The sequence below is a fragment of the Microcystis ichthyoblabe FBCC-A1114 genome (assembly GCF_050500245.1).
Taxonomy (GTDB): Bacteria; Cyanobacteriota; Cyanobacteriia; order Cyanobacteriales; family Microcystaceae; genus Microcystis; species Microcystis ichthyoblabe_A.
In genome coordinates, this window is sequence record NZ_CP191408.1 from 337,606 (window position 1) to 364,346 (window position 26,741).

Genomic DNA, 26,741 nt, shown 5'->3' on the forward strand with positions numbered 1-26,741 from the left:
AGAGATTCGTTAAGAATTATTAACCCCTCTAGGTGCAAGGGTTTTAATGTCATGAAACCTTAAAATGAGAATTGCTGAATAATAATCCCTACTCCGTCGTTGTGCAAAATGGTGTTATTTATGCCACCGATGCGGGGGGAAATTCCTTGCTCAGAGTTGATGGCAACGGCGATATAAAAGTGATCGCTGCTTTTCCCGTTCCCTCAGTTACACCACCACCCTTTATTCCTAATTTAAAGTCAACTTCTTTGTAACCGTTCGGGGGGAGACGAAATCTGGCAATCTGAGAGATATCGCTCTTGGAGGGACTCTGGCAAAAGTCTTACAGTCTCTAAACTCTAGCTCTCTTATGGGGTAAACCTTCAAGCTATCGCTAACTAACAGAAACCGGAAATTTGAGTTTTTATTAGAAAAAAAGTTAGCGATCATTTGTCAAGCAAGGGTTTCAGAATCTGGATTCGGTCAGGGATTTCCGAAAGTTCCAGAAGATCGATAATGACTCTACTAGCCTCAAGATAGCAAAAAACCCGGCGGGAAAATCTCCCCACCGGGTCAAAAAGGCAAAAGTAAAGAATTATTTCTGATCAGCCTTTTTGCTTGACTTATCACCCATTTTGTACTTACGCAAGAAGCGATCGACCCGGCCCTCCGTATCAATCATCTTCTGGGTTCCCGTATAAAAAGGATGATTACCAGACCAAACCTCCACATGAATTTCTGGTTTGGTCGAACCCACCGTCATCACCACTTCACCATTACAGATCACCTTAGCTTCCGGATACCAAGTAGGATGAATTTTTTTCGGCATAATAAACCTCTCTATTAACCTAACGTTTCGAGTATTGAGGCGCTTTACGCGCTTTGTGAAGACCGTATTTTTTCCGTTCCTTCGCCCGGGGATCCCGAGTCAGATAACCTTCACTCTTGAGGGGAGGACGATTTTCCGGGGCCAATTGACATAAAGCTCTAGCGACACCCAATTTCACCGCGTCCGCTTGGCCGGTCAAACCACCGCCCTCGGCCTTAACGATGATATCATACTCGTTTTCCAGTCCCAAAGTCTCCAGAGGAGCTTTAATCGTCTGGATATAGGTGGGAATGCGGTTAAAGTGGGTTTCCCCATCGCGACCGTTAACGGTAATGGCCCCCGTCCCCGGCACCAGACGCACGGAAGCGACCGCCGATTTGCGTCGTCCCGTTCCCCAATAAACTACCTTATTTTTACTGTCCGTGGCTTGCATTGACTTAATTTCCTCCTGCGGGAATCGTATTAATCGCTAAAACTTCCGGTTGTTGTGCCTGATGGGGATGTTCCGCACCGGCATAAACTTTCAGTTTCGTGAACAATTTCCGACCTAAGCTATTTTTCGGGAGCATTCCCTTAACAGCGTGTTCGATAATCCGTTCGGGAATGCGTTTTTGCAGTTTATCGAAGCTTTCTACCTTCATACCACCCGGTCTGCCGGAGTCGCGGCGATAAACTTTCTGTTGGCGTTTTTTGCCCGTTACCGTCACTTTTTCAGCGTTAATAACAATGACAAAATCCCCCGTATCCAGATGGGGGGTGAAGGTGGCCTTATTTTTGCCCCGTAGAATCATCGCGATTTCGGTGGCCAGACGACCTAGACGCTGATCGGCCGCATCAATGACGTACCATTTCTGCTCTAGAGTCTCTAAATTTGGTAGCGGTGTTTTGTTCATGGTCAGTTTGCCTTGCTTTACAAAAATAAACTTTGAATCTCTATGCTCGGAAATAATAAAGAGGCTGAGTCTCGCACCAGACGCTATCGGCAAAGGGAAAATCGGCGTAACCCACCCGCAGTAAACATAGTCCTTTAGCTGGTGCGGCGTATTTGACCAATTCTCGGCGCTGATTGACCCAGATGTCGGTAAAGTTTTCTAGCGATCGCTCACCAGTTCCCACCTCTACCAACATTCCCACCAATAGCCGCACCATCCCGTACAAAAAGCCATTGGCTTGAATTTCCATCTGTATAAACGGCCCTTGACGGTAGCATTCCACCCCCTGTACTTCTACCCAAGAATGGTCACGGCTAGAGTTGGCACGGTGAAAGGCGGCCAGATGGTGCTTACCCAATAGGGGGGCCAGGGCCCTGGCCATCAAATCGGCATCGAGGGGACGATGGTAGTAGTGCCAACTAAAGGGGCTAACAAAGAGATTGGGGATGGGGTCGGTATAGAGGGTGTAACGATAACGTCGCCAGAGGGCCGAGAAACGGGCGTGCCAGCGATCGGGAACCTGGGCCGAGGCCCGAATGACGATATCGTCATCTAGCCGAGCATTGAGAACCTTGGCCCAATGGGCAGCTGGGATCGGACTTTGCTGCTGGAAATGGGCAACTTGGGCGGCGGCGTGAACACCGCTATCGGTACGTCCGGCCCCGTGCAGAGTGACAGCATGACCGAGAATATCGGCCAGAGCCTTCTCGATTTCCTCCTGCACGCTCCTGTGATGGGGTTGCCGTTGCCAGCCGTGGAAATTAGTTCCCACATACTGGATAACTAGGGCGATCCGCGACTGGGGGCAAGCTGTCATCGTTACATCAGTTCGATAATCGCCATGGGGGCATTATCCCCGCGACGGCGCAGGGTACGCACGACCCGGGTATAACCGCCGTTACGGTTGCCATAACGGGCTTGTGCGCCTTCAAAGAGGGCGTGAACCAGTTGTTTGTCGTAGATGTAGCCCATGGCTTGGCGACGGGCGCTCAGGGAACCGTCTTTAGCTAGGGTGATAATGTGGTCTACCTCTGCTCGCACCGCTTTCGCTTTCGCTAGGGTGGTGGTGATCTGACCATGTAGAATTAGCTGGGTGGCTAAGCTGCGCAGCAGTGCCTTTCTTTGGTCAGCCGGCAGACCCAATTGAGGCACTTTACACCGATGTCTCATGGTATTTTCCTGGAATTGGGTTTACTTGCTTTTTTCTTGGGGTAGGGTGATGCCTAACCGTTTTTGTAGGGCTTCAATGACTTCTTCAGCCGATTTCTGCCCAAAGTTTTTGATTTCTAAGAGATCTTCTTGGCTGTAATCGAGGAGGTCGGCTACGGTGTTGATCTGCGCTCGCTTCAGGCAATTGTAGGCGCGCACGGATAATTGTAGTTCCTCGATCGGAATTTGGTTTTCTTGGTTGATCTCTTGGTCGTCAAAGTTACCGGAGGATTCGAGGGCGTTGAGATCCTTGAGCGGGTTAAAGAGATTAACCAGCATATCGGCCGCTTGGGAAAGGGCTTCTTTGGGGTTAATGCTCCCGTTTGTCCAAATTTCTAAGAGCAGACGATCTCTAGCTTGACCGCTTTCGGAACGGATATCTTCGACGCTGTAGTTGACTTTGGTTACGGGCATAAAGATAGAGTCGATTTGCAGAAAGTCGAGCGAAGTGGCTTCTTCTTTACTGCGATCAATTGCCCGGTAGCCTTTGCCTTTTTCCACGCGAAATTCCATCTCTAGCTTGGCCCCTTCGGCTAGGGTGGCGACGTACTGATTGCGATCAACTATCTCGATTTCTGAGGGTAAATCGAATTGTGCCGCCACTACTGTCGCCGGCCCAGTTGCCACTAAACGCCCGATCTGGGTTTGATTGGTGTAGCTTTTCAGAATGATTTCTTTCATGTTGAGCATGAGTTCCATCACGTCCTCGCGTACCCCCTCGACGGTGGCAAATTCGTGATTGACTCCCGCGATCCGCAGGGCCGTCACGGCCGCCCCTTCCAGATTGGAAATGAGAATCCGTCTCAGGGCATTACCTACGGTTGTACCCTGGCCTCTTTCCAGAGGCTCTAGTACAAATTTACTGTACTGACTCTGATTCTTGTAAGTTTTTGCTTCTACACACTCGATTTGAAATTGCGCCACCGATTGACCTCCCTTGTTCAGTTATCAGTTATCAGTTATCAGTTATCAGTTTTCTTTGGCTTTCAGCCTTTAGCTTTTTGCTCAGATGGTCTTTGACGACCCGATTCTGCTGCTGATGCGCTCAAAGCTAACGGCTGTCGGCCTCAAGATCCCTGTCACCTGAAAAAGCTGTTCACTGTTTACACTCTCCGGCGTTTGGGAGGACGACAACCATTGTGGGGGATGGGAGTCACGTCCCGGATCAGGGTGATTTCTAATCCTGCTCCTTGCAGGGCCCGGATTGCGGTTTCCCGTCCTGCCCCGGGGCCACTAACCATCACTTCTAGTTGACGCATTCCCTGTTCGATCGCTCGGCGGGCGGCGTTATCGGCGGCGGTTTGGGCGGCGAAGGGGGTTCCTTTTTTGGCTCCTTTAAAACCACTCGATCCCGCCGATGCCCAAGAGATCACATCGCCTTTGGTATCGGCGATCGTGACAATGGTATTGTTGAAGGTCGATTGAATGTGAGCGACTCCGGTAGGAATATTTTTTTTCTGTTTTTTCGGTCCGGTTTTTTTGGTTGGTCGCGCCATAGTTTTTCTTGATTGGGGGATATCGCAATGAATAAAAAATTATTTCTTGGAGGGGGCTTTTTTCTTCCCTGCCACTGTCACCCGACGACCGCGACGGGTCCGCGCATTGGTTCGCGTCCGTTGCCCGCGCACGGGTAATCCTAGCCGATGCCGACGACCTCGATAGGTGCCGATATCGGCGAGGCGTTTGATGTTCATCGCCTCCCAGCGTCTCAAATCCCCCTCGATTTGATAATTTGTCTCGATATAAGTCCGTAGCGCCGCCACGTCTTCATCGCTGAGATCCTTGACCCGAGTGTCAGGGTTAACACCCGTCGCGGATAAGACTTCTTGGGAACGCGATAGACCCACTCCGTAGAGGTAGGTCAGGGCGATTTCCACACGCTTATCGCGAGGTAGGTCTACACCAGCTATCCTTGCCACGCTTTTTTTTTCTCCCTATGAACGATTTTTTTTCCAAAAACGACTACAATTAACGGTAACGATTCTCTGCCCCAAGACAGTGACTTTGGTTGATTAACCTTGTCTCTGCTTGTGTTTGGGGTTAGAACAAATTACCATGACTCGACCGCGCCGACGGATGACGCGGCACTTTTCGCACATTTTTTTGACAGACGCTCTAACTTTCATGCCTAACTATTTTGGCAACACTGCAAGCTTATTATTATATCAGATTTCTTTTACTCGTGTCACCTATTTTTTTTAAATAAATTTGGCTGCTTATTAGGCTTTTTGGCTTCTCTGCCCCTATTTATCGCTATTTTTTTTGATTTTTCAGGCGATAGGTAATTCTGCCTTTGGTTAGGTCGTAGGGTGTGAGTTCCACTTTTACTCGATCGCCAGGGAGGATTTTGATATAATTACGGCGGATTTTGCCGGATATGTGAGCTAAGACGTTGAAACCGTTATCTAAATCCACCCTAAACATGGCGTTGGGCAAAGATTCGGTGACGGTTCCTTCCATTTCGATGAGATCTTGTTTAGACAAAGTTAATTCCTCAATTTCACTGGGGACAATTTATTTAATGATTCGGAGCTCTCTTGGGTTTGGTGGTTAAAATGTATTCTAAGATACATTCCTCCCAGCGGGGGGGTGGAACGAACCACAAAGACACAAAGGACACAAAGATTGATCGATCATATAGTAAGTTAAACTTATCACACAGAACCTAGTAGGAGAGCCGATTCGGCAGCAGCAACCGTGCTGTCACCACAGTTCCCCCAGTATAGCTTATCAGTGATCAGATGTGAGTTTTCAGTTCACAGCAAAAAAGCGCCCCATCTTCCCTCTCCCATCTCCTGACTCCAGTCTCCACCCCCATCTCCCCACTACTAGGCAGTATTGTAAAGTTTTGTAAAAAATATATGCAAATGACTGCAAACAACTGCTAATATGGTTAGTACAAGTTTACGTTGCAGTTCACATGAAACTATCAGATTATGCTAAGAAAAAAGGGATCAGTTATGATACTGCTTGGAGAATGTGGAATCGAGGGCAGTTACAAGGAGAACGTCTTCCTACAGGAACAATTATTATTTTTGAAGATGACCGTTCTTGCGGTGAAAATAAAGTAGCTATTTATGGGCGAGTTTCTAGTTCAGAAAATAAATCTAACTTAGAGACTCAGGCAAAAAGATTGGAAGCTTATTGTATTGCGAAAGGCTATCAAATTGTTCGAGTAGTTAAAGAAGTAGGAAGTGGAGTCAATGCTCATCGAAAGCTATTATTAAAACTTCTAGAACAAACTGATTATAATTTGATTGTCGTAGAACATAAAGATCGTTTAAGCAGAGTAGGGTTTAATTATCTGAAAGTTCTTTTAACTCAAACAAATAGAGATCTAGAGGTCGTTAATCTAGCAGAAGAAAGAAAAGACGATTTAATGCAAGACTTCCTGAGCATAATTACCTCATTTTGCGCTCGATTATACTCATTAAGACGACGAAATAGAAAGACAGAGTGTTTAATTAAATGCCTTGAGGAGAATGATGAAATTAGTTCAAAAACATCTAATTAAATTTAATCACAAAAATTATTCAGTAATTGATAAATTAGGATTTTTATCGAAGAATCTGTATAATTGTGCTGTTTATTTAAACCGTCAAGTTTTCTTTTCACATCAACCATTTTTAACAATGACTGAGTTACATCATGCCTTAAAAATGAGTCCAGATTATCAAGCCTTACCGGCCAAAGTAAGTCAGTTAGTATTAAAGCAAGTAGAAAAAACCTTTAAATCCTACCAAAAAGCGAAAGAACAATACAAAAAATCGCCAGATAAATTTACAGGAGAGCCTAAGTTGCCAAGATACAAAGACAAGGAAAAAGGTAGAAACGTTTTAACTTATAACTATCAAGCCATTTCTAAAAAAGCGTTGAAGCAAGGTTTAATCAAGCTATCAGGGACTAATTTAGAATTTAAAACTAATTTAAAGGAAGTTTTAGAGGTCAGGATTATTCCTAAATTGGGTGCTTATTGTTTAGAGATTGTCTATGAACAACCATCCTCATCAAGTCAAGAGGGAGAAAGATATGCTTTTATCGATTTAGGCTTAAATAACCTAGCTGCTGTTACCTCTAATATTCCCGAATTTCAGCCAACTTTAGTATGTGGAAAAGCCTTAAAATCCTGCAATCAAAAGTACAACAAGACACTAGCTAAACTCAAATCGGAATTACCCAGTCTCCAGAAGACCAGTAAAAGAATACAAGGTTTAACTTTAAAGCGTAATTGCCAGGTGGATTATTACCTCCACACCGCTAGTAAATATATTATTGATAAATTACTAGCTCATCAAATTAACCTTTTAGTTATTGGTCATAATCAAGGCTGGAAACAAAACATTAATATTGGAGATAGAAATAACCAGTCCTTCGTAAATATTCCTCATTCAAGGTTTATCGAACAACTTACCTATAAAGCAAATTTAGTAGGAATAGAGGTCAAAACAACTAATGAAAGCTATACCTCTAAATGTAGTTTCTTGGACTTAGAGTCTATTCAAAAGCAAAAAAGCTATTTAGGCAAGAGAATTAAAAGAGGACTATTCAGAAGCTCGTCGGGTTATTTCTATGGAGCAGATATTAATGGTTCCTTAAATATTGGAAGAAAGGTAGTCGGAGAGGCCGCCTTTAGCGGGAATCCGATAGAGAGGTTCGTAGTTAACCCAGTACGGGTCAAAGCGTACAAAGCTAATTCTAAATGCAATATTTGCGTACAGAATTAGTAACTATTAGGGAGTAATATTTAGATAATCAACAGCTTAACATTGCCGTCTTTTCACTGATTACTGATTACTGATTACTGTTCCCTGAAAAGCTAGATTACTCTACGACAATTCGCCATTCATGGAGTTCGTATTCCACACAACCATTCTCGATTAAAGGATCGCGAACTATAATTGCTTGAGCCTCCTCAAGAGAATCGGCCTGAAATAATAACATTCCGCCGCCCCTTTCTGCCCAATAACCAGTTTTTGCTGCTCGTCCTTGGCTAATTAAATCACGCACATAGTCCTTATGGGCGCTGACATAGCGATCGAAGGTAGTTTTATCAACAATGCCTTTTTCTATCTTGACAAACCAGGGCATAAATTCTCAGGAGGCTAGGACTGATTAACAATCATATAATTATACCGATTAATCTTGACCGTCGAGGGTGCAATATAACAGAGATATACAATTAGCTAGAGTTGTGGAAGACTGCTAGAATCGAGGTGACAGCTTTATTTCTGTAGCTTTGCTTGCTTCCATGAATCAACCCCAGGGATCTCTATTTTTTATCGCACTTTTGCCGCCGCCAGAAGTACAGGAAATTGCCACAAAAATCAAGTTAGAGTTTGCAGAAATTTACAATAGTCGCGCTGCCCTGAAATCGCCTCCCCACGTCACTCTCCAACCCCCTTTCCGGTGGAATTTAGAACAATTACCCGATTTAGAAAGATGTTTAGAGGAATTTGCCCGCTTGCACGCTCCTATTCCCCTAATTCTCCAGAATTTTGCCGCCTTTAAACCGCGAGTCATTTATATTAATGTCCAGAAAACGCCAGAATTATTAACCCTGCAAAAACGGCTTTTACAGCAGCTAGAATCTTCCTTGAATATCATTGATAATGCCTCAAAAAGCCGAGCTTTTTCGCCCCATTTAACCGTTGGCTTCCGAGATTTAACTAAAGATAATTTCTGGAAAGCTTGGTCAAAATATGCTAATCAAGAGCTATTTTTTGAGGTGATGATCGATCAAATTACCCTCCTAATTCATAACGGTAAGCGCTGGGAAATTTATCGGCAATTTTCTCTATAATCCAGACCCTTGCAGGTTTCTATCTACAGAGGAAGAGGTTCTAGTGGTAAAATAGGAGAGAGCAGTTTTTAAAGCTTAATTTCTGGCTTTTTTGCGATATTTTAACCTATAGAGCCATTTTACTGCGACTCCGCCGCCCTGAAACCTATGTTACTCAAAAATCCCCCGAAAATCTCCCCCAATCTGATCAAACAGCTAGAAGCGATCCTTGGCAAAGATGGAGTCATCCGTCGCAAAGATGAATTATTAACCTACGAGTGCGATGGTATCACAGGATACAGACAAAGACCCGCTCTTGTGGTGTTGCCTCGCAGTACCGCAGAAATTGCGGCGGTGGTGAAACTCTGTCACGATAACGAGATTGCCTGGGTAGCAAGGGGTGCAGGAACGGGCTTATCGGGAGGGGCGTTACCCTTAGAAGAGGGGATTCTCATCGTCACGGCGCGGATGAATCAGATTCTCAGGGTTGATTTAGATAATCAAAGGGTGGTGGTACAGCCCGGGGTGATTAATAATTGGGTGACGCAAGCGGTAAGCGGGGCGGGATTTTATTACGCACCGGATCCCTCTAGTCAAATTATCTGCTCGATCGGCGGTAATGTGGCGGAAAATTCCGGCGGGGTTCACTGTTTAAAATACGGTGTCACCACCAATCACGTTATGGGCTTAAAAATCGTCCTTCCCGACGGTTCAATTATCGATGTGGGGGGTGCGGTACCGGAACAACCGGGCTACGATTTAACCGGTTTATTTGTGGGTTCCGAGGGAACTTTAGGCATCGCCACGGAAATCACCTTAAGAATCCTGAAAACTCCGGAGTCTATCTGTGTTTTACTGGCTGATTTTACCAGTATCGAGGCGGCGGGCCAAGCGGTGGCGGATATTATTAAATCGGGAATGATTCCGGCGGGGATGGAGATTATGGATAATCTCAGTATCAACGCCGTGGAAGACGTGGTGGCTACCGGCTGTTATCCCCGGGATGCCGAGTCAGTTTTATTAGTGGAATTGGATGGTTTAGGAGTAGAAGTCGTCAGTAATAAACATCGGGTTGCCGAGATTTGCCGTCAAAATGGGGCGAGAAATATCACCACGGCTAATGATGCCGAAACCCGCTTTAAACTCTGGAAGGGCAGAAAAGCGGCTTTTGCGGCGGCGGGGAAAATTAGCCCTAATTATTTTGTCCAAGATGGGGTGATTCCGCGCACTCAATTGGTGTCTGTTCTTCAGGAAATTAAGGCTTTAAGTGAAAAATACGGTTATAAAATCGCCAATGTTTTCCACGCCGGGGATGGCAATTTACACCCGTTGATTCTCTACAATAACAAGGTAGAGGGGGCCTGGGAAGAAGTGGAAGAGTTAGGCGGTGAAATTCTCAAACTTTGTGTGCGGGTTGGCGGCAGTTTATCGGGCGAACACGGTATCGGCATCGATAAAAATTGTTATATGCCCGCCATGTTCAACGAGATTGACTTAGAAACTATGGGCTATGTGCGGGACTGTTTTAATCCCAAAGGTTTAGCTAACCCGGGGAAATTATTCCCCACCCCGCGCAGCTGTGGGGAAGCCGCTAATGCGAAAATACAAGGGTTTGCGGGGGTGGATGTGTTTTAGGTTATCGGTAAGTATTGACTGATGACTGATTACAGTCCAGCTTGGGGTGCTAGGGGCAGATTGATATTAGAGGGGAAAACTGGGACTTGTCTTTCCAGAAAACGCTGAATGATTAATTCTCGGAAAATCTCTAGGTCTTTTTGCCATTGTCCCAGATATTGTTTGAGCAGATTGAATCGATCGCGGCCCTCGGACAGATTATAGTTAAAGTTGCCGGCAAATAATAGCGCCCCTAAAATTTTGCCATCGGGTAATTGCAATTTTGCCTCGTTAATCGCCACGGATAGCTGAGAGGTTTCTAACTGATAAAATAGATTGATGCCGGCTTGTAGGGGGGCCGTACCGAAATTGTGCCAGGGACCGGGGGCGAGAAGAGTTTCGGTGATGTATTTTTTAGCGGCATCGGGGCTACTGGGGAGAGGAACAATACTTTTCGGGGCGATATTCAGGGCTTGATATTCGGCTAAAGGGAGTTTATCTAGATATAAACCGACAATTTCTGGCAGTTTCAGGTTCAGGCTATCGGGGGATTTAATTATCTCCACAAAGGTAATTTTCCGGGGTTGAGCGACGATGCTGATGCCATTTTGAAAATTAACTTGAGCGTAATTGGGATTGAGTACCGGCTGGCCATTTAATTCCCAGTCGGGGGGAACTATTCCCGAATATTTGAGGAAATCAATCGTTAGCATGGCGGGATTGAGGCTTTTGGCGGTAATTGCGATGGCAAGTTCTTGTATTTCCCGCAAACTAGCCAGTGGTTGATTGGAGTTATTGTCAGTAGTGGCAATCATCAATTTTCTCCTTTTGGATATTTATCTTTTCTTTCTAAGTGGGTGGGGGTTAAAAATTGTTCAGATATCCCCCTTATTAAGGGGGGATTAAGGGTAGGGTCGTTTCATTCTCTCAAATGTCATTCTCTCAAATCCTTATCTGGTAACGTTTTTAGTCGATTTCTCCGAATAAATAGCTGAAAATTTCTAAAAACGTCGTGCTTTGCTTACCGCATAAGCGATTAAAGGTAGCAAAAAAAGAATTAGATTGCGAGAATGAAACAGCCCTAGGGATTAAGGGGGGATCAAAGACAAAATCTATCTTCAATTTAATTGAAACCACTTAAGTAGGTAGGCGTTAAAAGTTGTCAGACACCCCCCTTATCAACTATCCCTTATAGGGATCTTTCTTAACAATTTTTGCAGTAAGCACTCCAACCCTTATCCTGACTTGATTTCAGTTTTTTCTTTGTCAGTAAGGGTGTCAACAAGGAATATTACAAATTGTTAACCGAGTCTTGAAAGCCTTGTGCTACAAAGGTTTGAAATGTTAAGAAAGATGTGACTAAAGGACAGCTTATCAAGGGGGGCAGGGGGGATCCCCCCGCCTATCGGCACCCCCCTTATCAAGGGGTGAAGGGGGGATCGAACCTAAAATCCATTTTTAATTTAATTATAACCAGCTACTTACTTAGGGTTACAGTTAAATTATTCCGGGTCTCGGTGGCTTAGTTACTAATCAACTCAGACACAGGACAAGAGAGCCATTCTAGATAAGTATTACTCAATTCTTTCACCGCTAATTCATAGAATCTCTGACCGTGTTCGGGAGTCGCTAAAGCAGGATTGGAACCCATACGACCATCGGGGTAATTTTGGCGAAAATTAGCCGCACCGTAAATACCATGACCAGAAGCCACTTTTTCCGATAAAAAGGCATTTTTACGGCTTTCAGGGTAAAGATACTGAGTTAATGCCACTTCGCTCGGTGTAGCGTGGGAACCTTCCTGATCTCCATACAATTCTTTGGCTAAAAGATAAACTTCTCGCACCATAAACCAGTTGGCCACTTGACATTTAACCTCGTTTGTGTTAGGCAAATTGAGGGTATCCAAATGATAATAGGTTTCCGAAAAAGCGGCTTTTAGGGTGGCAATATTGCCCCCGTGACCATTAATAAAGAAAAATTGACGAAAACCAGCTCTAGCTAAACAAGTCACATAGTCGAGGATGACTTGAATCAAAGTGCTAGGACGAAGACTAATTGTACCAGGGAAAGCCGTGTGATGTAGGGCCATACCCACATTTAAGGTGGGTGCTACCATTGCTCGTACCTGTTTCCCCACTCCTTTAGCGATCGCCTCAGCACATAGAGCATCTGTACCAATAAGTCCCGTCGGCCCGTGTTGTTCCGTGGAACCAATAGGAATAATAATTCCCTGAGATTGTTCTAGATAGGATTCCACCTCTAACCAGGTGGATAACTGTAATAACATTCGGCTCTACCCCCCCGAGTGCAGGTTGACCAATTGAGATAAAATTAGGACGAATAATCAAGTATTTTTATGTTAACCCTTGACACCCCCCCCTTGTCGGCGAGTACGGATTTCGTTCCCAATCATCGGATTTTAATCGTTGAAGATGAAGAAGTGATTCGGGATATGATTATTTTGGCTTTGGAAGAAGAAGGTTACGAGGCGCTCGGTGTTAGTGATGGTCGGGCTGCTTTAGAATTGCTGCAAAGTCAAGAATCTACTAATCACGGTGAATCTCGGTTTGATTTGGTCGTTTTGGATTTAATGCTACCCCAAATCAGTGGTCTTGATATCTGCCGTCTGTTGCGCTATCACGGCAATATTATCCCGATTTTAATCTTAAGTGCTAAGGCCAGCGAAACCGATCGAGTTTTGGGTTTAGAAGTGGGTGCCGATGATTATCTGACTAAACCTTTTAGTATGCGCGAATTAGTCGCTCGTTGTCGCGCTCTGATTCGTCGTCAAGGATTTACTTCCCTAGCTGCCGCTCCCGTGCGAAAATTCCGCGATGTTCTTCTTTATCCCCAGGAATGTCGGGTGACGGTGCGAGATGAAGAAATTAACCTTTCTCCTAAAGAATTCCGTCTCCTCGACCTATTTATGAGTTATCCGCGCCGAGTTTGGTCAAGAGAGCAGTTAATTGAACAAATTTGGGGGCCAGATTTTTTAGGAGATACCAAAACCGTCGATGTTCACATTCGCTGGTTACGCGAAAAACTGGAAATCGATCCCAGTCAACCAGAATACCTGATTACTGTACGCGGTTTCGGTTATCGTTTTGGCTAGGTGAGCGATTATATTTTCAAGTTTAGCGATCGCCGCTCGCGCAGACAATGACTATTTTCGCTTTTATTTTCGGAGTAGTTTTAGGTTTGAGTATTTGTTATTGGCAAGTCTCACGCTTAAATAGAGAGTTAAAGCGAACCCTAAGCGCTCTCTCGGATTCGGTGGATTTGTCGGCCTCTTTTCCCGTTACCTCCCTGGTGCGTCGAGAATTACAGTTTCTCTCCCAAAGTCTGCAAGAGCGAGAAAAGAGTTTAGAAATTCAGAAATCCTTGCTAGAACTAGCGCCGATCGCCTATCTTCATATAGATACCGATAATCAACTGCTCTGGTGTAATCAACAGGCAATTACCCTCTTAAAACTCGATCGCTGGCAGCCAGATCAAGTGCGTCTGCTGCTGGAATTAGTGCGCTCCTACGAATTAGATCAATTAATTCAAGAAACTCGCCAAAAACAGAGTCCACAGGTGCAAACTTGGACTTTTTACCCGACTAATTATCCTGTCAACCCCATTAGCGATCGCCAAGTGATTGCTCCTAAATCGATTGCCTTGAAGGGTTACGGTTATCCCTTGCCAGAAGGTGAAATCGCTGTATTTATCGAAAATAGACAGCCTTTAGTAGAATTATCCCAAAATCGCGAGCGAGCTTTTTCTGACTTAACTCACGAGTTACGCACTCCCTTAACCTCCATTTCTCTGCTCACCGAAGCTTTACAAAAACGCCTCCAAGCTCCCGAAAGACGCTGGTTAGAACAAATGGGGAAAGAAGTGGAGCGTTTGAGTCAATTAGTCTGCGATTGGCTAGAAATCAGTGAATTACAAGCGGATGCGGGGCGATCTTTACAATACCAGATGATTAATCTAGAGGAATTAATCAGCGCTGCTTGGCAGACTGTCACCCCAATAGCCGCCCAAAAACAGATTAGCTTAGATTATTCCTCTCCGGTGGATTGGACGGTAGAAGTCGATCACTCTCGTCTGCTGCAAGTTTTCCTGAATCTCTTTGATAATGCCATTAAGTATAGTCCCGATCAGGGGAAAATTCGCCTAGAAATTCGGGAAATATCCGATACTATCGGGGAAAAATGGCTGAAAATTGACGTTATCGACAACGGGAAGGGATTTAATGAAGCGGATCTACCCTACGTTTTTGATCGGCTCTTTCGTGGTGATCCTTCCCGCACCCGTCAAAAACAAGGCACAAAGGATTATAGTACCGGTTTAGGTTTATCGATTGCTAAAGAGATTATTCAAGCCCATGGCGGTTCGATCGTCGCTCAAAATGATCCTAACACCGGCGGCGCTCGCCTACAAGTCACTCTCCCCCGTCAAAAAAAGGAGGTGGGGTGATGGGTGTGGGGTGTGGGGAGAAAAAAAATCTGTCAAGTTCTCTGGACAACTGTACAAAATCGAAAATTTTCTTGTTATCACTGTAGAGAAAGAGTAGTTTTATGTTAAGCGAATCCGACCGTGAGCCTATCCAAAGAAACCAATCATCCCGATCGCACCTATTTCGCTCGTTCTCTCCAGCGATTGGAACAGGATGTGCTGAGAATGGGAACCTTGGTCGAAGAATCCTTTCGTCTTAGTCATCAATCCCTTTTTGCTAGGGATTTAGAAATGGCGAAAAAAATCCCCCCCCTTGACAAGGAAATCGATCGCTACTACCGTCAAATCGAGTTAGATTGCGCCACTCTCATGACTCTACAGGCTCCCGTAGCCCAAGATTTGCGGCTTTTAAGTGCTTTTATGCAATTAGTGCGCGATTTGGAACGTATCGGCGATTATGCTAAGGATTTAGCCGAAATAGCACTCAAGTTATTCGCCTACACTCCCCACGATTGTATGGGTGAGATCGAGGCTATGTCCCACCATGCTCAGTATATGTTAGCCACGAGCCTGGTTGCCCTGGCCGACCTCGATCAAGAAGCCGGTCCCAAGGTCAAAGAACTAGATAATACGGTCGATCGAGCCTATGATTATCTCTATCACACTCTCGCCCATCAAAGAGATATCAAGGGTGTGGTGGAACCAATCTTGCTGATGGCTTTACTAATCCGTCATCTGGAACGCATGGCCGATCACGCCACCAATATCGCCCAAAGGGTATCTTACATCGTTACCGGACAGAGAGGCTGAGGGTGTGGAGGCTCCTGAGATGATTTCTCTCGAACTCTGGCCCGCGCTTTTAGCGTTTACGACTCAGGGGGTTTAAAATTTCACTTAACCCCTCTCCCAAGAGGGATAAACCCACCACCATCGTGGTCATTGCTAATCCGGGGAATAAAGTCGTCCACCAGATACCTGTAGATAAATCCGCCAAAGCTTCCTTGAGATCATGACCCCATTCCGGCACTTCTTCTGGTAATCCTAAGCCTAAAAAGCCTAAACCGCCTAAAACCAAGATCGCATCCGCCGCGTTGAGGGTAAACAGAACCGGGACACTCTGGACGACATTAAAGAAAAGATATTTTGATAATATACGACCCGGTGTAGCTCCGATCGCTCGTGCCGCTTCGATAAATAACTCATTTTTAACGCTGGCGGTTTGATTTCTGACCACGCGAAAATATTGAGGAATATAGGCAATACTAACAGCGATCGCTACATTGAGGATACCACGACCCAAAACGAAGGCCAGAGCCACCGATAATAATAACCCCGGCAAGGTGTAGAGGGTATCCATGAGAAAGAGGAGAACGCGATCGATTTTACCTCCCAAATAACCGCTAATTAACCCCAAAGGAACCCCGATGACTAAAGATAATCCTGTGGCCAAAAATACCACGGACAAGGCCGCTCGCGCCCCGAATAGGGTGCGGGAAAAGACATCATAACCGCGCACATTCGTCCCGAACCAATGGGCAGAACTGGGGGCTTGTAGGGGATAATTGCTTAAAATGTCGGTTGGATCCTGAATCAGTCCGAACGCTTGCAGAAGGGGCGAAAACAGGGCAATCAGGATAAAAATAATTGTCAATACCAACCCAACCCCTAGGAGTTTAGTGGTTAGGTTGGGTTTCAGAAAAGGATCGATCGGCAATTTAACAGGAGTCATCGACAAAATTTAGCCATTGCATAGAACGCTAATTGTACAAGAGCAGTGTTTTTTCAAACAGCCGGGGCCGAAACGACCATAAACCAGAGCAAGACTGCTAAAGCTAAAACAGTTAGTTTAATCAGGACATAAAGCAGTCCGTTGGGATAAAGGAGATCGTGAAACATATTGCCTCCTCGGGAGAGAGTAGCGATTGTCCCTCTCTATCTTTGATCCTAAGTCTTTTTCTGTTCACCTGACGCACAACTTAACAAAACGTGCGATTATAGGGAAAAAGATTTTTTTTACTAGCTATGGCATTACTGACCACAGGAAAACCATTTATTCGCGATCTGGAACAATACGGTGCTTTAGGCGTTTACGCACCCTTAGAAGGGGGTTACGAGGGACGCTATCAAAGACGTTTACGGGCCACTGGTTACAATGTCCTGCATATCACCGCTAGAGGTCTAGGGGATTTAAGTGCCTATCTTACCGGCATTCATGGAGTCCGTCCCCCCCATTTAGGTAAAAAAAATATTGGTCGGGAAGCAGCCGTGGGACCGGTTTATTTTATTCCTCCCATTGCTACCTATCAATTGGAAAATTTACCCCCCAAATCTAAAGGTTTAGTGATTTGGATTATTGAAAGTTTTGTTTTATCCTCGGAAGAAAAACAATACTTAATTAGTCTTAGTCAACAGGAACCCCGGTTAAAATTTGTCCTCGAATTGGGTGGGGAAAGATATTTCCGTTGGCAACCTTTGAGCAAATCTTTAGTCGCTGCCTAAATTACCGAAATAACACGGTTATTGAAATATCTCATCCTCAAACCCTCTCCCCGGAGAGGGAAACTTCAATTCTTGAGAGTTTGTTGTTCCTTTCTCACCCTTTGGTAGCTATTCATTTAATTTTCTTAATTTTGCGAGTTGGCCTAGGGGAATTTGCCATAATATGGGATATCGTTGCCGCAAAAAACCTAGGAGTTAGATCGTGACAGTAAGAGTTCGTATTGCCCCCAGTCCCACGGGAAATTTACACATTGGAACCGCGCGCACAGCCGTGTTTAACTGGCTTTTTGCCCATCATCACCGGGGTAAATTTATCTTGCGCGTGGAAGATACAGATTTAGAACGTTCTCGACCAGAATATACCGAAAATATTCAAGCGGGCCTACAATGGTTAGGACTGAATTGGGATGAAGGTCCTTTTTTTCAAACTCAACGCCTTAATTATTATCGTCAAGCTATTCAAACCCTGCTCGATCGAGGTTTAGCCTATCGTTGTTATTGTACCCCGGAAGAATTGGAAAAAATGCGGGAAGAACAAAAAGCCCGCAATCTTGCCCCCCGTTACGATAATCGTCATCGTTATCTCACCCCCGAACAACAAGCTCAATTCGAGCAAGCGGGAAGAAAAGCAGTAATTCGTTTTATTATTGATGATGATCGAGAAATTATTTGGCAGGATTTAATCCGGGAAAAAGTTATCTGGAAAGGTAGTGATTTAGGTGGCGATATGGTGATCGCTCGTACCTCGGAAAATGCGGAAGAAAACTTCGGTCAGCCTCTCTATAATTTAGCGGTAGTTGTTGATGATATCGATATGGAAATTACCCATGTTATTCGTGGGGAAGATCACATCGCTAATACGGCTAAACAAATTCTTTTATACGAAGCTTTAGGGGCAAAAGTGCCGGAGTTTGCCCACAGTCCTTTGATCTTAAATCAGGAGGGTCGCAAGTTATCTAAACGGGATGGAGTCACTTCGATCGATGATTTCCGAAAACTGGGTTTTTTGCCGCAAGCTTTGGTTAATTACATGACTCTCCTCGGTTGGACTCCTCCCGATTCCACTGAAGAAATTTTTACCCTTGAAGCGGCCGCTGAAGTGTTTAGTTTAGAACGGGTAAATAAAGCGGGCGCAAAATTTGACTGGACGAAATTGGATTGGATTAATAGTCAATATCTTCATCGTTTAACTGGTGAGGAATTAGTGCCTTTACTTCTCCCCTACTGGCAAGAAGCGGGGTATAATTTTGATGCTGAAACCGATCGAGCTTGGTTGATCGGTTTGGCTACTCTCATCGGTCCGAGTTTAACTCGTTTAAGCGATGCTGTCGCCGAAAGTCGCTTACTTTTAAACCCTCTGGCTAATTATAATCAGGAGGCTTTGAGTCAATTACAATTAGAGGGAGTTAAGGATATTATCAAGGATATTCTCGCCGCTATTACTCCCGCTTTGACTGGAGAAGTTGCTAAGGGTATTGTGGAGACAACAACTAAAGCCCATCGGGTTAAAAAAGGTCTGGTGATGAAGTCTCTACGCGCTGCTTTGATGGGGGAGTTACACGGTCCGGATTTAATGCAGTCTTGGCTACTTCTCAATCAAAAAGGTTGGGATCTATCCCGTCTTCAGCAAGCAGTAAATAGTTAAATTGATCGGCTATCAGTTATCAGAAAATTTCTCGTATATTAGGGTTGACAAATGCCCTAATATTGCTATATACTTTCTAGTATAATGGGAATCCGTGTCGCCCTGCATACCCTGCTCGTGATCGATTACTGAGGGGATGGGGGCGAATTTTTCGTTTTTTTCCCCTAGCTGTCAGGGACGATCTAGAAACTTTCTTAATTTTCAGGCATTATCCACAACTTTTACCTAAATATAGATTTGTTAATCTCCTGACAAAAAGCTATGGGTGAAAAAAAACGAATTGGAATTCTCACCAGTGGTGGCGACTGTGCGGGTTTAAATGCCGCCATTCGTGCCGTTGTCCACCATGCCAGTGGCAATTATGGCTGGGAAGTGGTGGGTATTCGAGAAGCAACTAACGGATTAGTTAGCCGTCCCCCAAAAACCACTATCTTTGATATTGAAGGAGTCGATCGCCTGTTAGTGATGGGGGGAACAATTCTCGGTACTACCAATAAGGGGGATCCCTTCGCTTTCCCGATGCCGGATGGAACCCTGATCGATCGCTCTCAGGACATCATCGACGGCTATCATAGTCTGGGACTGGATGCCCTGATCGGCATCGGTGGCGATGGTAGTCTGGCGATTTTGCGCCGTATTGCCCAACAGGGAGGCATTAATCTGATTGGTATCCCAAAAACCATCGATAATGATGTGGGAGCTACAGAAGTCTCCATCGGCTTCGATACAGCTACTAATATCGCCACAGAAGCCCTCGATCGCCTCCATTTTACCGCCGCTAGTCATAACCGGGTGATGATTCTAGAAGTTATGGGTAGAGATGCCGGCCATATCGCCCTGGCTGCCGGTATTGCGGGGGGGGCCGATATCATTCTCATTCCCGAAATTCCCTACCGATTAGAGAAGGTCTGCGAGAAGATCCGGCAACGGCAGCGTATGGATAAACAGTTTTCTCTGATTATTGTCTCCGAGGCTGTGCGTACCGAAACTGGCAATCGCCTAGTGCAAAAGGAAGCCCTAGGAGAAGATCGTCTCGGGGGTATCGGTCGCTATTTAGCCGAAGAAGTTGCCAGGGAAACCGGGGCCGAAACGAGAGTGACTTTCCTGGGCCACATTCAACGGGGGGGTATTCCTTCTCCGATGGATCGCTTACTGGGGGCGGCTTTTGGCGTGGCGGCCGTGGATCTGATCGCCAGGAGGGAATTCGATCGCATGGTGGCCTGGCAAAATCGGCAAGTGGTCAGTGTTCCCATTGAGGAGGCGATTAAAACCTATCGCATCGTCGATCTCGAAGAAACTTTAGTCAAAACCGCCAGGGGTTTGGGTATTTGTCTAGGGGATTGAGATTAAATCTAGGGGAATCGGTGCGAGAATTAACCCTTAAGTATCGCCCTTTCCCCACCGATTAAAATTACCCCTCAAATAAAGAAGTTATTTCACCATTAATATAACTGCTGTAATTAACTTACGTTATGGTATAGAATTACAATATTTATTAAATTTTACCCTATCGATCCAAAAAATCTTTTTCTACCACAATAAACTACTTTTGAGCAATTAATTAATAAAATTTAATAAGTAGAAGCACAGGCAAAAAATAAAACCCTCTCAACTGACTGAATGAAGGGGCATTTATGGTATTTTTGTCAGCAATTTAGCCTACTTTTATGGTTTGAGTTTGCGTTTGAGGGTTGAAGCTGCGCCGAGAGTGCCGAGGGTTAATAAGCTGAGGACTGTAGAGGGTTCGGGAACTGTAGTTGAGATCATAAAGCTTCCACCATCCGCAGCAACTGTTAGACTAGGATTTCCCTGTAGCTTGATGTTCAAGGTGGAAAAAGTCCCCAACAACGCCACAGAACCGTAAGCGGAACGAGCACCAGTAGTCGGAGGGGGAGTGAAGGGAGAAAGACCAACGCCAGTAAACGGATTCACATCGGCGATGATTTTGTTCGTGGTATCGACTGTTAAACCATCGCCACCACCACCGTTACCGCTCAATAAACTGAGTGCGATTGAACCATTGCTGGGATCGGAGAAATCATAGATCATCCCGTCAAGATTGGCAACGTGGAAGGTGGGATTGGTCACGGGCGAGCTAAACTGAATCGTTAAAGTCGCAGTCGCAATCGGGGCGTTTGATCCACTCGCTACATAACCTACCCGATCACCTAAATTTTGGGATGGAGTATAGATGTTGCTGTAGCTGTATTGGGGAGTAGTATTATCGATTGTTGTTCCTGCCCAATCTGTCGGGTTAATGCCTAGAATCTGAAAGTTAGAGGAGCCACCAGCGAGTATAGAACCTGTAACGTTCACTCCCCCTAGGGTTCCCGCGAATGTTCCTGTGCCTGGTCCCCCAGGGGTAAAGGTATTCAAGTCAAGGAAAACTACTGCTGCTTTCGCTTGGGGGGTCGCGATGAGGATACTGCTTGTGAGCGCAGTGATGGATAACAATGAGACAAATTTCATTTTTTAGTGGTTTTAAGATAAACGTCGGCAAATATACACACTTCTCCCCCCCCCGTTGTATTAAAAGCTACAATTTAATAAATCTTTACATTTCTCTCCCTCATGGCTGACGCTAGTATCTGCGCTACTTCCTTGTCAGCATCAGGATTTTCAGCGATTTTGGGATTTTCAGGATTATTGGATGACGATGTAAAATAATACACCACCAATGCCGGGCGATATGGAATCACTACACTCCGAAGGAAATGCGATCGCTAAAATATTGAAATGTTTCCTTAAACTGATTATTATATGAAAGAGATTGTTTTCTATTGTACCCAGTCAGGAGCCAGCCCCGTTGAAGATTTTTTAAATTCTCTGTCTGGAAAACAAGCTCAAAAAGTTGGGTTTTACGCTTAATTCAGGAGTTAGATTCTGTCCCGAGTCAATACCTGAAAAAATTAGTCAATACTGATGATATTTGGGAAGTGAGAGTTTAGGTTGGCAATAATATATTCCGTCTGCTGGGCTTTTTTGGAGAAAGTGATTTAATGATTTTAACGAACGGATTTGCCAAAAAGACTCAAAAAACACCATCCCAAGAGATTAATTTGGCACAGCAACGAAAACGAGACTACTTAAACAGGAGATTCGACGATGAGTGATGTGGAACAATATATTAACAGAAGAAAACAAACTGACAGTCAATTTTCCCAAGGCTTCGAGTCTGGTTATCTCAGTTTCAAGCTGGGAGTTATATTAGCGCAGGCAAGAGAAGAAGCTGGACTGACCCAGGAAGAATTAGCGCGTAAGTTAAATTGGGATAAAGCAACAGTTTTCAACCTAGAAGAGAACGTGGAATCTGTCGGTATTTCTACTTTCTGGGAAGGTCGATTAATTGCCAAGCTAATTTAGCAGCCCCCACCATCCCGGCGCGATTACCTAACTCAGCCGTTAACACCTCTAATCCTTCTCTGGAACTAGGTAAAACCCGTCTTTCGATTTCTGTGAGGAGAGAGGGAAAGAAAAACTTAGCACTGGCACTAATACCGCCGCCGATAATTACCGCCTCTGGGGTGAGAACATAGAGTAAACTGGCGATACCAGCCCCCAGTAAACAACCGTAACCCTGCCAGAATTCTAAAGCCTCTCGATCGCCTTTTTCGGCCAATTCCGCCAATTGCTTCGGTTCTTTGCCAGTCATCCGGCGAATAGCTTGCAGGGAGGCGTACTGTTCCAAGGAACCCTGATTACCGCTATTGCACAATGGACCGTCAAAATTGAGGGTTATTAAGCCTAATTCTGCGGCCGTTCCCTTACTGCCCACAAATAAGTTACCATCGAGGATAATTGCCCCTCCTACTCCCGTCCCCAAAGTTAACAGGATCAAGTTTTGAAAGCGTTTGCCCGCTCCTAACCAAGCTTCTCCCAAACCGGCACAATTGGCATCATTGGCTAAAATTGTCGGCATTCCCGTACTTTCTTCTAACCAATCGGCCAGGGGAATATCCCGCCATCCTGCCAAATTAATCGCTATTTTGGCAATTCTTCCCTGAGCATCCGTCGGACCCGGCGCTCCCACACCGATGGCTTGACAACTTTTATCTAAATTTACTTGACAAATGCCTTGATGTATGGTATGGGCGACTTCTTTGGGTGTAGCGGGTTGGGGAGTGGGCAAGCTGAGAGATTCGAGACAATTGCCCTCCTGGTCAAATTTACCAATTTTAATAGCGGTTCCACCTAAATCGACACCTATGACTGTTTTCACCATCGGGCTTTCCTTGTTACTCTGGGAGTAGCTAGGTTTATTATCACTCTTTTTGGCGGTTTTTTTCGCAGTTAGATGTGATTGAGAGGATAATTCGGCTAAACTGGCAAAACTAGCTGATTGATTAGCCCCAAATTTCTTCTATAGTTTAGATACCTGCACCTTATTTCCTGATTTTTACCCATTTTAAAAATGATGAATATTACCATCCCCACTCTCTACGATAGCGATTATCAGCTTTGGTTAGAAAATACTATCAACCAATTGCGTCAAGGGGATTTTCAAGGGGTAGATTGGCAAAATTTATTAGAGGAGTTGGCAGATTTGGGGAAAAGTGAACGACGAGCATTAGAAAGTTTATTAACTCGACTTTTAGAACATTTACTGAAGTTAACTTACTGGCAATCCCAACGGGATTATAATCAAGCTGGATGGAAAAAAGAAATTCGCAATTTTCGGATTCAGATCAAAAAAATTCTTAAAGAGAGTCCCAGTTTAAAGCTCTATTTAAGAGAAATTTTGCAGGAATGTTATCTCGATGCTCGCAATCTGCTTATTGACGAAACCGAATTAGATGCTAGTATTTTCCCTCTGGAAGTGTTAGCTAATCTAGAGGAGATTCTCGATCAAAATTGGCTGCCGGATTGGGAAGCTATCAGCAAGGATTCTGAACAGTGCAATTAAGGAGTAAAAAATGATGAATATGACCATTTCAAATCTCTACGATAGGGATTATCAACTTTGGTTAGAAAACACTATCAACCAATTGCGTCAAGGCGATTTTCAAGGGGTAGATTGGCAGAATTTATTAGAGGAGTTGGCAGATTTGGGGAAAAGTGAACGACGAGCATTAGAAAGTTTATTAACTCGACTTTTAGAACATTTACTGAAGTTAACTTACTGGCAATCCCAACGAGATTATCATCAAGCAGGATGGAAAGGGGAAATTAGAACCTTTCGGAAACAAATCAAGAAATTACTGAGAGATAGTCCCAGTCTCAAACCCTATTTATGCGAGATACTTGAGGAATGTTACAGCGATGCTCGGGAGATAATTATTGATATAACCCAATTAGATGCCAGTATTTTCCCTGGGGAATTGTTAGCTAATCTAGAGGAGATTCTCGATGAAAATTGGCTGCCGGATTGGGAAGCTATCAGCAATGATTCTGAAAAGTGCAATTAAGGAGTAAAAAATCATGAATATTACCATCCCAAATCTTTACGATAGCGATTATCAACTTTGGTTAGAGTCCACTATCAACCAATTGCGTCGGGGGGATTTTCAAGCGGTAGATTGGCCGAATTTATTAGAGGAGTTGGCAGATTTGGGAAAAAATAATCGACGAGCGCTTAAGAGTCTCTTAACTCGACTTCTAGAACATTTACTGAAGTTAACCTACTGGCAATCCCAACGAGATTACAACCAAGCGGGATGGAAAAAAGAAATCAGGAATTTTCGCCTACAAATTGCTGATCTTTTAGAAGATAGTCCCAGTTTAAAGTCCTATTTAAGGGAAATTTTAGCAAAATGTTATCTCGATGCTCGCAATCTGCTTATTGACGAAACCGAATTAGATGCCAGTATTTTCCCCGGGGAATTGTTAGCTAATCTAGAGGAGATTCTCGATGAAAATTGGTTGCCGGATTGGGGAGATATAAACAGGGATAAATCTTCCGAGGTGAACTAAAGATTAGCTTCACCTACCCGGTTTACAGACATTATAGTCCTCGTGAGAGATCACCGCCTCTGGGACGAGAAGATTGCCGTGGTCGCGACAGATGAGGCGATAATTGCGGGTAACGGGGATACTGATAATAAAGCGATCGTGTCGCAATCGTTTACCGTGGAAATCTCGATAATTGCGGTGATTTTGCAATCCTTGCAGGATTTCCCTAGCTTTAAGTACCACATTTTTCGGTAATTCCCGCAGATCGATCGGATCCTGGGAAAAAGTGGCTTCCCAAGCATTTTTTTGACGTTTTCTTTCTTCCCAAGCGGCATCTAGTTGAGCGCAATGATGGCAGACTTGGCCATAACCCTTGTGACCACAGGGAAACTTCTTCTTTCTTCTGGACATAATACCATCTGTCTGTAAGGCTGTGAGCGACTATTCAAGAGCGGTAAAGCTTGCTTCACTTTTGGCAGATGGAGAAGAAAGTCTTTACCCAGTGATTATCTATACTTACCAGCATACAGGGATCGATACCTCGTTTGGCCATTGACCAGCCAGAAAGTTGATCTTGGTTAGTTAGGGACTGCTGTCACCAAAAGGATTAAGGCTGCTTAGAATAATTCCCATTCTTGGGTTCTTAAACGTTTGAGAATAGCTAAACGGCTACTAAAATAATTAGCACAGAGACGACTATAATCGGTTAAACGCAGGTTATTTAAGCTAATTGACCAAGACCAAATATAGGCCGCTTGGGTGAGATACTGAAGACAAGATAATTCACCATCGGTTAAAGGCACTGTTTGCTCGTAACCTTGGATAAAACTGTGGCGAATCTGGCGATTTAAGCCGGATTGTAGGGAAACTTGCAAAAATTTAGCGATATCAAAAACTCGCCAACCATAACCGCACTGATCGAAATCAAATAGGGTCATCTGATTATCAGGGGTGATATGCACATTACCACTATGAGGATCGCCCCAACAAATGCTCCAATAGGGAGATTCTGTCGGTAATTTGGCGGTTTCTTCCTCTATTTCCCCAATGGTTTCTAAAACACAGTCTAGGTCCCTCGGTCGTTGGTGCAGAAAAGGTGCGATAATTTGCAGGGAATCCTCGAGAAGATATTTGAGGTTGAGGGGATGACGATAGGCTAGGGGGTGAAAATCTGCCGTCACCCGATGTAAATTAGCCACGATCGCCCCTAAATGATAGGCTTGTTCTATATCTATATCCCCAATAGCAATTCCCCCAGGAGCATAGGGAAAGAGGACGGCGTAACGTTTCCCTTCCGGAGCATTAATTTCTAGGGATAAATCACCGTTTTTGCTGCGAATTGGCGCGGCGACGGGAACCTGAGAGCGATCGAGATAATCTAATAATTCTAGCTCGAAGTCTATTTCCATTTTGCTGCGCCAATGGCAGTGAGATACGCGCAAAATGTAGGGAGTTGTCAGGGTTTCGAGGAGATACACATCACTTAAACCCCGATGCCAAAATTGACAATTTTTCGGCATATCAATCTCGTAACGAGAAAAAACCAAATCTGCTAGGGCAGCGGGAGCCAGAGTGGAGTAGAGTGTGGGAAAAGTCCATTCTCCAGTGCGAAAATTGGCAGCGGGAGAACTAGAAGGCAGTAAATTGAGCGAAGCCAGAAAAGTCGTCACGATTCCCTCCCGATGCAAGTGTGGACAACGCTCGCATCATCCTATTTTATAGGCCACATATATTACAAATCGGTTCGATCGCTCCGTATATTTCGCTACATTCCTCTGTTAATCAGTCTTTAAGTAGTCAGGCAAAATTAATTACCAGCCACAGAGGGCTGAAAGCCTTGCTAGACAAGGATCGCTATGGGTAAATAATTTTACCCAGATACTTAATATCCCCTACTGCCCGCTCTCGACGATTATTTTAAAT

34 protein-coding genes are annotated in these 26,741 nt (G+C 44.6%); 16 read left to right on the plus strand and 18 right to left on the minus strand.

Going from position 1 to position 26,741, the window contains the following annotated elements; genetic code table 11:
* Positions 1 to 71 precede the first annotated feature (71 nt).
* Positions 72 to 254: a hypothetical protein gene (locus ACQY1Y_RS01660; protein WP_002746279.1), complete on the plus strand. Its 183-nt coding sequence runs from the start codon at positions 72 to 74 to the stop codon at positions 252 to 254.
* Between the two features lie 320 nt (positions 255 to 574).
* On the opposite strand, the gene rpmE is transcribed toward ACQY1Y_RS01660, so the two are convergent.
* The 10 genes from rpmE to infA all read right to left on the minus strand — a co-directional run bounded on the left by rpmE (position 575) and on the right by infA (position 5,433).
* The gene (gene rpmE, locus ACQY1Y_RS01665; RefSeq protein ID WP_002735793.1) at positions 575 to 808 is read right to left on the minus strand and encodes a 50S ribosomal protein L31; all 234 of its coding nucleotides are present in this window, start codon (positions 806 to 808) and stop codon (positions 575 to 577) included.
* A gap of 19 nt (positions 809 to 827) precedes the next feature.
* A complete protein-coding gene (gene rpsI / locus ACQY1Y_RS01670) occupies positions 828 to 1,241 on the minus strand; it encodes a 30S ribosomal protein S9 (protein ID WP_002737094.1) in 414 nt (137 codons plus the stop codon).
* Positions 1,242 to 1,245: 4 nt separating this feature from the next.
* Entirely contained in the window at positions 1,246 to 1,701 is a 456-nt protein-coding gene (rplM, locus tag ACQY1Y_RS01675) for a 50S ribosomal protein L13 (RefSeq protein WP_002735375.1), read from the minus strand.
* A 40-nt stretch (positions 1,702 to 1,741) separates the two neighbouring features.
* Entirely contained in the window at positions 1,742 to 2,557 is an 816-nt protein-coding gene (truA, locus tag ACQY1Y_RS01680) for a tRNA pseudouridine(38-40) synthase TruA (RefSeq protein ID WP_016514326.1), read from the minus strand.
* 2 nt (positions 2,558 to 2,559) lie between these two features.
* Complete coding sequence (rplQ, locus tag ACQY1Y_RS01685; protein ID WP_002760055.1) at positions 2,560 to 2,910, minus strand: 50S ribosomal protein L17; 351 nt, start codon at positions 2,908 to 2,910, stop codon at positions 2,560 to 2,562.
* A 21-nt stretch (positions 2,911 to 2,931) separates the two neighbouring features.
* Entirely contained in the window at positions 2,932 to 3,873 is a 942-nt protein-coding gene (locus tag ACQY1Y_RS01690) for a DNA-directed RNA polymerase subunit alpha (RefSeq protein WP_002737965.1), read from the minus strand.
* A 179-nt stretch (positions 3,874 to 4,052) separates the two neighbouring features.
* Positions 4,053 to 4,445, minus strand: coding sequence for a 30S ribosomal protein S11 (gene rpsK / locus ACQY1Y_RS01695; RefSeq protein WP_002735413.1), 393 nt, complete (start codon positions 4,443 to 4,445; stop codon positions 4,053 to 4,055).
* Between the two features lie 39 nt (positions 4,446 to 4,484).
* Positions 4,485 to 4,868: a 30S ribosomal protein S13 gene (gene rpsM / locus ACQY1Y_RS01700; protein ID WP_002735415.1), complete on the minus strand. Its 384-nt coding sequence runs from the start codon at positions 4,866 to 4,868 to the stop codon at positions 4,485 to 4,487.
* 93 nt (positions 4,869 to 4,961) lie between these two features.
* Positions 4,962 to 5,075: a 50S ribosomal protein L36 gene (rpmJ, locus tag ACQY1Y_RS01705; protein WP_012593611.1), complete on the minus strand. Its 114-nt coding sequence runs from the start codon at positions 5,073 to 5,075 to the stop codon at positions 4,962 to 4,964.
* A 127-nt stretch (positions 5,076 to 5,202) separates the two neighbouring features.
* Complete coding sequence (gene infA / locus ACQY1Y_RS01710; protein WP_002737109.1) at positions 5,203 to 5,433, minus strand: translation initiation factor IF-1; 231 nt, start codon at positions 5,431 to 5,433, stop codon at positions 5,203 to 5,205.
* 436 nt (positions 5,434 to 5,869) lie between these two features.
* Here infA and ACQY1Y_RS01715 point away from each other — a divergent pair, with 436 nt between their 5' ends.
* Both ACQY1Y_RS01715 and ACQY1Y_RS01720 read left to right on the plus strand, forming a co-directional pair.
* Positions 5,870 to 6,463 (plus strand): IS607 family transposase, encoded by a 594-nt coding sequence (locus ACQY1Y_RS01715; protein WP_430013838.1) that lies wholly within the window; start codon positions 5,870 to 5,872, stop codon positions 6,461 to 6,463.
* Complete coding sequence (locus ACQY1Y_RS01720; RefSeq protein ID WP_430013839.1) at positions 6,435 to 7,673, plus strand: RNA-guided endonuclease InsQ/TnpB family protein; 1,239 nt, start codon at positions 6,435 to 6,437, stop codon at positions 7,671 to 7,673. The genes ACQY1Y_RS01715 and ACQY1Y_RS01720 overlap by 29 nt, the downstream gene beginning before the upstream one ends.
* Before the next feature lie 97 nt (positions 7,674 to 7,770).
* Here ACQY1Y_RS01720 and ACQY1Y_RS01725 read toward each other — a convergent pair whose 3' ends face one another.
* On the minus strand, positions 7,771 to 8,037 hold the full coding sequence (locus ACQY1Y_RS01725; RefSeq protein WP_002776115.1) for a YciI family protein: 267 nt from the start codon (positions 8,035 to 8,037) through the stop codon (positions 7,771 to 7,773).
* 160 nt (positions 8,038 to 8,197) lie between these two features.
* Here ACQY1Y_RS01725 and ACQY1Y_RS01730 point away from each other — a divergent pair, with 160 nt between their 5' ends.
* The gene (locus ACQY1Y_RS01730; protein ID WP_069473888.1) at positions 8,198 to 8,749 is read left to right on the plus strand and encodes a 2'-5' RNA ligase family protein; all 552 of its coding nucleotides are present in this window, start codon (positions 8,198 to 8,200) and stop codon (positions 8,747 to 8,749) included.
* 147 nt (positions 8,750 to 8,896) lie between these two features.
* Positions 8,897 to 10,363: a glycolate oxidase subunit GlcD gene (glcD, locus tag ACQY1Y_RS01735; protein WP_430013840.1), complete on the plus strand. Its 1,467-nt coding sequence runs from the start codon at positions 8,897 to 8,899 to the stop codon at positions 10,361 to 10,363.
* Positions 10,364 to 10,392: 29 nt separating this feature from the next.
* Here the strand turns inward: glcD and ACQY1Y_RS01740 are convergent, their stop codons facing one another.
* A complete protein-coding gene (locus tag ACQY1Y_RS01740; protein WP_430013841.1) occupies positions 10,393 to 11,157 on the minus strand; it encodes a hypothetical protein in 765 nt (254 codons plus the stop codon).
* A gap of 707 nt (positions 11,158 to 11,864) precedes the next feature.
* Positions 11,865 to 12,632 carry a creatininase family protein gene (locus tag ACQY1Y_RS01745; protein ID WP_430013842.1) on the minus strand — a complete coding sequence of 256 codons (768 nt, stop codon included), beginning with the start codon at positions 12,630 to 12,632 and terminating at the stop codon, positions 11,865 to 11,867.
* Between the two features lie 69 nt (positions 12,633 to 12,701).
* On the opposite strand from ACQY1Y_RS01745, the gene ACQY1Y_RS01750 reads away from it, so the two are divergent.
* The 3 genes from ACQY1Y_RS01750 (at position 12,702) to phoU (ending at position 15,595) form a co-directional block, all read left to right on the plus strand.
* Positions 12,702 to 13,457 (plus strand): response regulator transcription factor, encoded by a 756-nt coding sequence (locus tag ACQY1Y_RS01750; protein WP_430013843.1) that lies wholly within the window; start codon positions 12,702 to 12,704, stop codon positions 13,455 to 13,457.
* A gap of 47 nt (positions 13,458 to 13,504) precedes the next feature.
* Entirely contained in the window at positions 13,505 to 14,806 is a 1,302-nt protein-coding gene (locus tag ACQY1Y_RS01755) for a sensor histidine kinase (protein ID WP_430013844.1), read from the plus strand.
* A gap of 120 nt (positions 14,807 to 14,926) precedes the next feature.
* The gene (gene phoU / locus ACQY1Y_RS01760) at positions 14,927 to 15,595 is read left to right on the plus strand and encodes a phosphate signaling complex protein PhoU (protein WP_046662732.1); all 669 of its coding nucleotides are present in this window, start codon (positions 14,927 to 14,929) and stop codon (positions 15,593 to 15,595) included.
* A 49-nt stretch (positions 15,596 to 15,644) separates the two neighbouring features.
* On the opposite strand, the gene ACQY1Y_RS01765 is transcribed toward phoU, so the two are convergent.
* Entirely contained in the window at positions 15,645 to 16,514 is an 870-nt protein-coding gene (locus ACQY1Y_RS01765; RefSeq protein WP_016515633.1) for an ABC transporter permease, read from the minus strand.
* Positions 16,515 to 16,807: 293 nt separating this feature from the next.
* Between ACQY1Y_RS01765 and ACQY1Y_RS01770 the strand changes: the two genes are divergently transcribed.
* The 3 genes from ACQY1Y_RS01770 (at position 16,808) to ACQY1Y_RS01780 (ending at position 20,273) form a co-directional block, all read left to right on the plus strand.
* Positions 16,808 to 17,284, plus strand: a complete 477-nt coding sequence (locus tag ACQY1Y_RS01770; protein WP_430013845.1) for an NAD(P)H-quinone oxidoreductase subunit N — start codon at positions 16,808 to 16,810, stop codon at positions 17,282 to 17,284.
* A gap of 202 nt (positions 17,285 to 17,486) precedes the next feature.
* On the plus strand, positions 17,487 to 18,929 hold the full coding sequence (gene gltX / locus ACQY1Y_RS01775; RefSeq protein ID WP_430013846.1) for a glutamate--tRNA ligase: 1,443 nt from the start codon (positions 17,487 to 17,489) through the stop codon (positions 18,927 to 18,929).
* A gap of 261 nt (positions 18,930 to 19,190) precedes the next feature.
* A complete protein-coding gene (locus ACQY1Y_RS01780; RefSeq protein WP_002735114.1) occupies positions 19,191 to 20,273 on the plus strand; it encodes an ATP-dependent 6-phosphofructokinase in 1,083 nt (360 codons plus the stop codon).
* A 321-nt stretch (positions 20,274 to 20,594) separates the two neighbouring features.
* Here the strand turns inward: ACQY1Y_RS01780 and ACQY1Y_RS01785 are convergent, their stop codons facing one another.
* Positions 20,595 to 21,398 (minus strand): PEP-CTERM sorting domain-containing protein, encoded by an 804-nt coding sequence (locus ACQY1Y_RS01785; RefSeq protein WP_316577401.1) that lies wholly within the window; start codon positions 21,396 to 21,398, stop codon positions 20,595 to 20,597.
* Between the two features lie 530 nt (positions 21,399 to 21,928).
* Between ACQY1Y_RS01785 and ACQY1Y_RS01790 the strand changes: the two genes are divergently transcribed.
* Complete coding sequence (locus ACQY1Y_RS01790) at positions 21,929 to 22,042, plus strand: type II toxin-antitoxin system RelE/ParE family toxin (protein WP_430013847.1); 114 nt, start codon at positions 21,929 to 21,931, stop codon at positions 22,040 to 22,042.
* A complete protein-coding gene (locus ACQY1Y_RS01795) occupies positions 22,035 to 22,292 on the plus strand; it encodes a helix-turn-helix domain-containing protein (protein ID WP_002736118.1) in 258 nt (85 codons plus the stop codon). The genes ACQY1Y_RS01790 and ACQY1Y_RS01795 overlap by 8 nt, the downstream gene beginning before the upstream one ends.
* On the opposite strand, the gene ACQY1Y_RS01800 is transcribed toward ACQY1Y_RS01795, so the two are convergent.
* Positions 22,252 to 23,151: an ROK family protein gene (locus ACQY1Y_RS01800; RefSeq protein WP_430013848.1), complete on the minus strand. Its 900-nt coding sequence runs from the start codon at positions 23,149 to 23,151 to the stop codon at positions 22,252 to 22,254. The genes ACQY1Y_RS01795 and ACQY1Y_RS01800 overlap by 41 nt on opposite strands.
* Before the next feature lie 189 nt (positions 23,152 to 23,340).
* Between ACQY1Y_RS01800 and ACQY1Y_RS01805 the strand changes: the two genes are divergently transcribed.
* The 3 genes from ACQY1Y_RS01805 to ACQY1Y_RS01815 are packed head-to-tail and all read left to right on the plus strand — an operon-like array spanning position 23,341 to position 24,839.
* Complete coding sequence (locus ACQY1Y_RS01805) at positions 23,341 to 23,832, plus strand: DUF29 domain-containing protein (protein ID WP_272071883.1); 492 nt, start codon at positions 23,341 to 23,343, stop codon at positions 23,830 to 23,832.
* 10 nt (positions 23,833 to 23,842) lie between these two features.
* Positions 23,843 to 24,334, plus strand: coding sequence for a DUF29 domain-containing protein (locus tag ACQY1Y_RS01810; protein WP_430013849.1), 492 nt, complete (start codon positions 23,843 to 23,845; stop codon positions 24,332 to 24,334).
* A gap of 13 nt (positions 24,335 to 24,347) precedes the next feature.
* Positions 24,348 to 24,839, plus strand: coding sequence for a DUF29 domain-containing protein (locus ACQY1Y_RS01815; protein WP_004162190.1), 492 nt, complete (start codon positions 24,348 to 24,350; stop codon positions 24,837 to 24,839).
* Positions 24,840 to 24,848: 9 nt separating this feature from the next.
* Here ACQY1Y_RS01815 and ACQY1Y_RS01820 read toward each other — a convergent pair whose 3' ends face one another.
* Positions 24,849 to 25,229 carry a DUF7682 family zinc-binding protein gene (locus ACQY1Y_RS01820; protein ID WP_002747647.1) on the minus strand — a complete coding sequence of 127 codons (381 nt, stop codon included), beginning with the start codon at positions 25,227 to 25,229 and terminating at the stop codon, positions 24,849 to 24,851.
* Between the two features lie 206 nt (positions 25,230 to 25,435).
* Positions 25,436 to 26,488: a phosphotransferase enzyme family protein gene (locus tag ACQY1Y_RS01825; RefSeq protein ID WP_004162191.1), complete on the minus strand. Its 1,053-nt coding sequence runs from the start codon at positions 26,486 to 26,488 to the stop codon at positions 25,436 to 25,438.
* Between the last annotated feature and the right edge of the window lie 253 nt (positions 26,489 to 26,741).